The organism is Streptomyces sp. NPDC004561, from assembly GCF_053602155.1.
Window position 1 is genome coordinate 1 of record NZ_JBSGDB010000479.1, and the last position, 6,451, is coordinate 6,451.

Genomic DNA, 6,451 nt, shown 5'->3' on the forward strand with positions numbered 1-6,451 from the left:
GCGCCGTCCAGGGCCGCCTGCAGCTCCACGACACGGGACTGCAGGGCGGCGACCTGGTTCTCCAGTTCGATGATGCGCTTGATACCGGCCAGGTTTCCAGCTGGCTCTTCAGCCGACGGCAGTAGCCGCACCAAGTCGTGCTGTACATCGTCACAGTGCCCTGCATGTCTCTCGTGCTCCTCAGGCAGCTCGCGGAAAGTCGTCCAGGGAAAGAACGTAAGCCATCGGCCCCCCATTCCCGCCTGGGGTATACGCACCCGGCTGTGACACCTGCCGCATTGGTACGACCGGAAGCCCCCACCTGTGGACAACCGACGCAGCCGTCCCGGGCGACCTGGCAGCATGGCGGTGTGACACCAGCAACGCACCCCACCCTCTTCCCGCAGGGCACCGGCAGCCCCCAGTACTCGGCCGCGCCGAGCGGGGCCGACGCCGTGCTCGAAGGGCTCGACCCCGAGCAGCGCGAAGTGGCCACCGCCCTGCACGGCCCGGTGTGCGTACTGGCCGGCGCCGGCACGGGCAAGACCCGGGCGATCACCCACCGCATCGCCTACGGGGTGCGCGCCGGGATCCTGCACCCCTCCACCGTGCTCGCCGTCACCTTCACCAACCGCGCCGCCGGAGAGATGCGCGGCCGGCTGCGCCAGCTCGGCGCCCACGGGGTCCAGGCCCGCACCTTCCACTCCGCCGCCCTCCGCCAGCTCCAGTACTTCTGGCCGAAAGCCATCGGCGGCAGCCTGCCCCGGCTCGTCGACCGGAAGATCCAGCTCGTCGCCGACGCTGCCGCAGCCCTCGGCACCAGGCTCGACCGGGGCGAGCTGCGCGACGTCACCGCCGAGATCGAATGGTCCAAGGTCACCCAGACCATCCCCGCCGACTACCCGTACGCGGCCGCGAAGGCCGGCCGCGAGACACCCCGGGACCCCGCCGAGATCGCCCACCTCTACGCGGCCTACGAGGACCTCAAGCGCGACCGCTCGGTGATCGACTTCGAGGACGTCCTGCTGCTCACCGTCGCCGTCCTCCAGGACCGGCACGACATCGCCGACCAGGTCCGCGCCCAGTACCAGCACTTCGTCGTCGACGAGTACCAGGACGTCAGCCCCCTGCAGCAGCGACTGCTGGAACTCTGGCTCGGCGAACGCGACAACCTGTGCGTCGTCGGGGACGCCAGCCAGACGATCTACTCGTTCACCGGAGCAACGCCCGACCACCTCCTCGACTTCCGCGCACGCCATCCCGCGGCCACCGTGGTCAAGCTCGTCCGCGACTACCGCTCCACCCCCCAGGTGGTCCGCCTCGCCAACGGCCTGCTCACCCAGGCCCACGGCCGCGCCGCCGACCACCGGCTGGAACTCGTCTCCCAGCGCCCCGCCGGCCCCGAACCCCTCTACACCGAGTACACCGACGAGCCCGCAGAGGCCGAGGGCGCCGCCCGCCGTATCCGCGACCTGATCGACGCGGGCGTCCCGGCCGCCGAGATCGCCATCCTGTTCCGCACGAACTCCCAGTCCGAGACCTACGAGCAGGCCCTCGCGGACGCCGCAGTCCCCTACCAGCTGCGCGGCGCCGAACGCTTCTTCGACCGCCCCGAGGTGCGCAAGGCCGGCATCGCCCTACGCGGCGCGGCCCGCTTCGGCGGCAACGACTCCCTGCTGGACGACACCGTCGACCTGCCCTCACAGGTGCGGGCGGTGCTCTCCGGAGAGGGCTGGACCAGCCGGCCGCCGGCAGGCTCCGGCGCCGTCAGAGAACGCTGGGAATCACTCGCCGCCCTCGTCAACCTGGCCCACGACCTCGCCGCCGCCCGGCCCGGCGCCACCCTCGCCGACTTCGTGACCGAACTGGAGGAGCGGGCGAACGCCCAGCACGCCCCGACCGTCCAGGGCGTCACCCTCGCCTCCCTGCACGCGGCCAAGGGCCTGGAATGGGACGTCGTCTTCCTCGTCGGCATCGCCGAGGGCATGCTGCCCATCACCTACGCCAAGACGGACGAGCAGGTCGAGGAGGAACGCCGTCTCCTCTACGTCGGCGTCACCCGCGCCCGGGAACGGCTCCACCTCTCCTGGTCCCTGTCCCGCTCGCCCGGCGGCCGCCCCAACCGCAGACCCAGCCGCTTCCTCGACGGCCTGCGCCCCGGCACCACCCCCACCGTCGGCCGCAGCGGTGCCGGCGCGGCCGGAGGGGTCGAGCGCGGCACAGCCGCCGGCATCGCCGCCGTGCCCCGGCGCGCCCAGCGCACCCCGGCCCGCTGCCGGGTCTGCGGCCGCACCCTCACCGACGCGGGCGAGATGAAACTGATGCGCTGCGAGGACTGCCCCTCGGACATGGACGAAGGGCTCTACGAGCGGCTGCGGGAGTGGCGGTCGGTTCAGGCCGAGGCGAGCGGACAGCCCGACTTCTGCGTCTTCACCGACCGGACCCTGATGGCCATCGCCGAGACACGGCCCGAGAGCCCCGCGGAGCTCTCCCGCATCCCCGGCGTCCTGAGCCGCAAGCTACGCAGCTACGGAGCCGACGTGCTGGCCATCTGTGCAGGTCAGGAGAGTGGCAGCGGTGACGAGGACGACTGACGCGAACTCGTCGGAAAAATAGTTTGCGCACGCCCCAGCAATCCCCATAGGTTCTAGGCACGGAAGCAGCGGCCTTCTCCAAGGCCCTGATTCCGTGATGTACTTGCATATCCGAGCGGACTGGCTCACCCCAGTCCCCAGAGACGCCGAGAGGAGGCGAGTCCAGTGATCAGCATCAACACCAGCACCATCAGCACGGCCAAACTGACCGATTGCTCGACCGTCTCCACGTGCATGCTCGGCGCCTCGAACCAGGGCACCGGTCTGTCCGGCATTCGTGCCGCGCGTCCGGCGTCCTCCCTGTCTCTCGCGGGTCTTCCCGTCCGTGAGCGCAATGAGCGACCGACCAAGGCACTGGAAGCGGTAGCGGCACAGGCACATGCCTATGCCTTTGCGGCGGCCGGTGCCGGATTCCGGAAGCAGACGAAGCAGCACCACCTGATGTGGGCCTTCCGTGGGCCAGAACCCTGGAGTTATCCAGCCTGATCGCCGATCAGGCCGGCGCCTTCAGGGCCGCGGAACCCCACCCGGGATCCGCGGCCCTTCTGTTTTCCCCCAACGGGGACGACGGAGCGAGGGGGCCTCGGGACAAGAAAAGAACCCGGTACCAGCCGACACCCGGTCAACCGGCCGGAACGACCAGACGAGGAAGACCAACCGTGCAACTCGAAGCGCACGCCCCGTCCGTACCGCCTTCGCAAACGATCCCCCCGCCCGGCCTCACGGAGGACTCCACCTTGACCCCCCTGACCGCGCTCACCGCGCTCGACGACGCCATCGAGAACCTCGGCGTACCCGTCCCCTGCCGCTCCTACGACCCGGAGGTCTTCTTCGCGGAGTCGCCGGCGGACGTCGAGTACGCCAAGTCCCTCTGCCGCACCTGCCCGCTGATGGAGGCCTGCCTCGCCGGCGCCAAGGAGCGGCGCGAGCCCTGGGGCGTCTGGGGTGGCGAGCTGTTCGTCCAGGGTGTCGTCGTCGCCCGGAAGCGGCCGCGTGGTCGCCCGCGGAAGAACCCGGTCACGGCATGAACACCGCAGGAACGATCGACCGTCCCCTCACGCACGACCCCAAGAAGCAGGCCCCGATGAAGCCGTCCACCAGCGAGCCCGCCGGCTCCGCGACCACAGACTTCACCACCACCGGCGCGACCGAAGCGCGCCAGAACAGGACCCGAGAGATGCAACTCATGCAAGAAGCCCTGGCTCGTGCGCATATGCACGAGCGACTCCATGACGCCGACCGGGAACGCCAGGCCGTGCGCCTGGCCGTCGCCCAGCGGATGCAGCGCCGGGCCGAGCGCGCGTCGCTGCGCGCCCGCCGCGCGCTCGCCATGGCGGTCATGCAGTAACGAACACACCTGAGAAGCGGTGGCCTCCCGGCCCAGGGAGGCGAAGTCCTCCCCGCGGGGGCCGGTCCGGCCGAACGGACCGGCCCCCGCGGTGCGTTGCACAGGCGATCCGACGGTCAGGGAGTTATCGTCACCAGGTGACGAGTCTTCCCGGAGGAAGTGATCAGGGCGGCTCCACCGCGGAGCGCGGGCGCCGCCTCGTGTGCGCCCGCTGCGGCACCCCCGCCGCCGGCACCCAGCCGGTCACCTGGACCTGCTCCGTGGAGAACGGCGCCCGCCAGTACTTCTGCGAGGCATGCTCGCGGGAGAACCTACGGGCGATCGAGGGGCGGCTGGACTCGGCCTGGTGGTGAGCTCCTGATCAGGCCTCCGCCGCCGGTTCCTCCCCGCCCAGGTCCGCGTCGGGGACGAACCCCGGCAGCCACTCCTCCAGTTCCTCGCGGAGCCGTACCGTGGCGCCCAGTTGGCACAGCACGCCGATCGTGCTCAGCGTCACCCGGTGGATCAGCAGATAGGCCGGCGGCAGGTTGAGCCGCTTGCCCAGCTGGTACGCGGGGGAGCGGGGGTCGGCGATGCGGGCGGCCTGGCTGCGCATCCAGGAGCGGGTGAAGGTGAACGCGTCCACGCGGGCCGGCTCGATGATCGGCAGCAGGTAGTCGAGGACGGCGTCGGGATCCAGCTCTATGGACTCCTTGACGAACCCCTCCTCGCAGAGATGCTCGTAGACCGTCTCGGCGTCGCCGTCCAGCGTCAGCCGCAGCGAGATGCCGATCGGCTCGGGCAGGCCGCCGGGAAGCCGGTCGACGGTGCCGAAGTCCAGGACCCCGAGGCGCCAGTCCTCCTCGCCGTCCGGGCCGCCGGGCAGCAGCCGGAAGTTGCCCGGGTGCGGGTCGGCGTGCAGCAGGCCGGTGCGGGCCGGGCCCGAGAACAGGAACCGGGCCAGCAGCTGACCGGCCCGGTCGCGCTGCTCCGGGGTGCCGTCCGAGATCACCTCGGACAGCGGGATCCCGTCGATCCACTCGGTGACCAGGACCTGATCGCACTGGTGGACCACGGCCGGGACCACCACGTCCGGGTCGTCCGTGAACTCCTCCGCGTGCGCGGCCTGGGCCTGGGCCTCCAGCCCGTAGTCCAGTTCCTCGGAGACGCGGTCCCTCAGCTCCGCGATCAGCGGCTTGATGTCCATGCCGGGGATGAGCGGGCCCAACAGCCGGGCGAAACGGCTCAGTTGGCCGAGATCGGACAGGAGGGCGTCACCGGCGCCCGGGTACTGCACCTTGACCGCGACCTCGCGGCCGTCGTGCCACACCGCGCGGTGCACCTGGCCGATCGAGGCCGCGGCGGCCGGCTTGTCCTCGAACTCCTCGAACAGGTCGCGCCAGTCCGGGCCGAGCCGCTCCTCGAGCACCGCGTGCACGGTACGGGTCGGCATCGGTGGTGCCGCTTCCTGGAGTTTGGTCAGGGCCGCGCGATAGGGGCCGGCGATCTCCTCGGGCAGCGCGGACTCGAAGACGGACAGGGCCTGCCCGAACTTCATCGCCCCGCCCTTCAGCTCGCCGAGCACTTTGAACAGTTGCTCGGCCGTGCGCTGTTGCAGCTCCCTGCCGACGATCTCCGCGGACTCGCCCACGATCCGCTTGCCCAGCCCCCAGGTCGCCCGGCCGGCGAAGCCGAGCGGGAGCGCGGCGAGCTTGGCGGTCCGGGTGACCGCCTTCCGGGGAAGATCAGACATGCGCCCTCCAAGTCCCAGTCGGCCGTGCCGCGCCTGCTTCGCTTGCCCGCTCCGTCGACGGCCGTTGCACCGCCATTGTCGCGCGTGGCTCCCCGTTGGTTGAGGAGTGTTCCCCCTTGGCTTTTTCCGCCGCGCCGCAGCCGCATGCCGGATGCGGCCAGATCGGGCGGGAGTGCCAGTTCAGACCGGGTACGGACACCTCCCAGCGGGCTCCGGTGGCCGACGGTGATTTTCCGTCGAGGAACGCCAGGGCGTGCGCCGCGGCCAGTCCGGCGACCGCCGTGGAGAGGGCCAGGTCGCAGGCGCCGATCCGGCGGGCCCTGCCGGATCTCCACTGGGTGATCAGCCGGGGCCAGGCCGGGTCCCGGTCCGTGCGTTCCTCGTGCAGACAGCCCGCGCAGGCCGACTCGCCGGGCAGGACCAGTGGGCCGACGACGCCCGTGCCCTCCACGACACCGGCGTACAGGTGCGGGGTGCCGGAGGCGACGAGCGGTTCGGTGGTGCGTGGGTCGGGTGCGTGCACGGCCACGTCGTCGCGGGGCGTGAGGATCACCAGGGAGAGCCCGGGGTCCTCGGCGCCGGATCCGGGAGTGTGGGCGTGACGGGGCGGGCGGTCCGGGGCGGCGCGGCGGACGGCGGCCCGCGCCGCCGTGTCCCGGCGTTCGCGCACCGACTCGGCGGGCAGCCCGCCCGGCGCCACGTCCCAGGGCTGGACGCGTCCGACGTCGCGGACGTCGACCTCGCCGACGCCGGCGCCCGACAGGACGGACGCCAGCAGGGCGCCGACGCGTCCGGCGC

The 6,451-nt window shown here is 71.6% G+C and carries 7 protein-coding genes and 2 pseudogenes; 5 read left to right on the forward strand and 4 right to left on the reverse strand.

Annotated elements, in window-relative coordinates; all coding sequences use genetic code 11:
- A pseudogene (locus ACWEN3_RS38300) lies at positions 1-98 on the reverse strand (heat shock protein transcriptional repressor HspR); the annotation flags it as partial.
- Positions 95-166, reverse strand: a pseudogene (locus ACWEN3_RS38305) (glutaredoxin family protein); the annotation flags it as partial. The pseudogenes ACWEN3_RS38305 and ACWEN3_RS38300, both read right to left, overlap by 4 nt.
- Positions 167-350: 184 nt before the next feature.
- On the opposite strand from ACWEN3_RS38305, the gene ACWEN3_RS38310 reads away from it, so the two are divergent.
- From ACWEN3_RS38310 to ACWEN3_RS38330, 5 genes are all read left to right on the forward strand, one after another.
- Positions 351-2,573, forward strand: a complete 2,223-nt coding sequence (locus tag ACWEN3_RS38310) for an ATP-dependent DNA helicase UvrD2 (protein WP_452980922.1) — start codon at positions 351-353, stop codon at positions 2,571-2,573.
- A gap of 165 nt (positions 2,574-2,738) precedes the next feature.
- A complete protein-coding gene (locus ACWEN3_RS38315) occupies positions 2,739-3,059 on the forward strand; it encodes a hypothetical protein (protein ID WP_452980925.1) in 321 nt (106 codons plus the stop codon).
- A gap of 173 nt (positions 3,060-3,232) precedes the next feature.
- A complete protein-coding gene (locus ACWEN3_RS38320; protein WP_103817702.1) occupies positions 3,233-3,601 on the forward strand; it encodes a WhiB family transcriptional regulator in 369 nt (122 codons plus the stop codon).
- Positions 3,598-3,921, forward strand: a complete 324-nt coding sequence (locus tag ACWEN3_RS38325) for a hypothetical protein (RefSeq protein ID WP_452980928.1) — start codon at positions 3,598-3,600, stop codon at positions 3,919-3,921. The genes ACWEN3_RS38320 and ACWEN3_RS38325 overlap by 4 nt, the downstream gene beginning before the upstream one ends.
- Before the next feature lie 137 nt (positions 3,922-4,058).
- A complete protein-coding gene (locus ACWEN3_RS38330) occupies positions 4,059-4,274 on the forward strand; it encodes a hypothetical protein (protein WP_452980930.1) in 216 nt (71 codons plus the stop codon).
- Positions 4,275-4,282: 8 nt separating this feature from the next.
- On the opposite strand, the gene ACWEN3_RS38335 is transcribed toward ACWEN3_RS38330, so the two are convergent.
- Positions 4,283-5,653 carry an ABC1 kinase family protein gene (locus tag ACWEN3_RS38335; RefSeq protein ID WP_452980933.1) on the reverse strand — a complete coding sequence of 457 codons (1,371 nt, stop codon included), beginning with the start codon at positions 5,651-5,653 and terminating at the stop codon, positions 4,283-4,285.
- On the reverse strand, positions 5,646-6,451 hold an 806-nt coding region (locus ACWEN3_RS38340), incomplete at its 5' end, for a TOMM precursor leader peptide-binding protein (protein WP_452980935.1). The genes ACWEN3_RS38335 and ACWEN3_RS38340, both read right to left, overlap by 8 nt.

What these genes read in the sequence shown, in the direction of transcription:
- ACWEN3_RS38325 (WP_452980928.1), top strand. Translation starts at nt 3,598, where the DNA reads ATGAACACCGCAGGAACGATCGACCGTCCCCTCACGCACGACCCCAAG.
- ACWEN3_RS38335 (WP_452980933.1), bottom strand. Translation starts at nt 5,653, where the DNA reads ATGTCTGATCTTCCCCGGAAGGCGGTCACCCGGACCGCCAAGCTCGCC.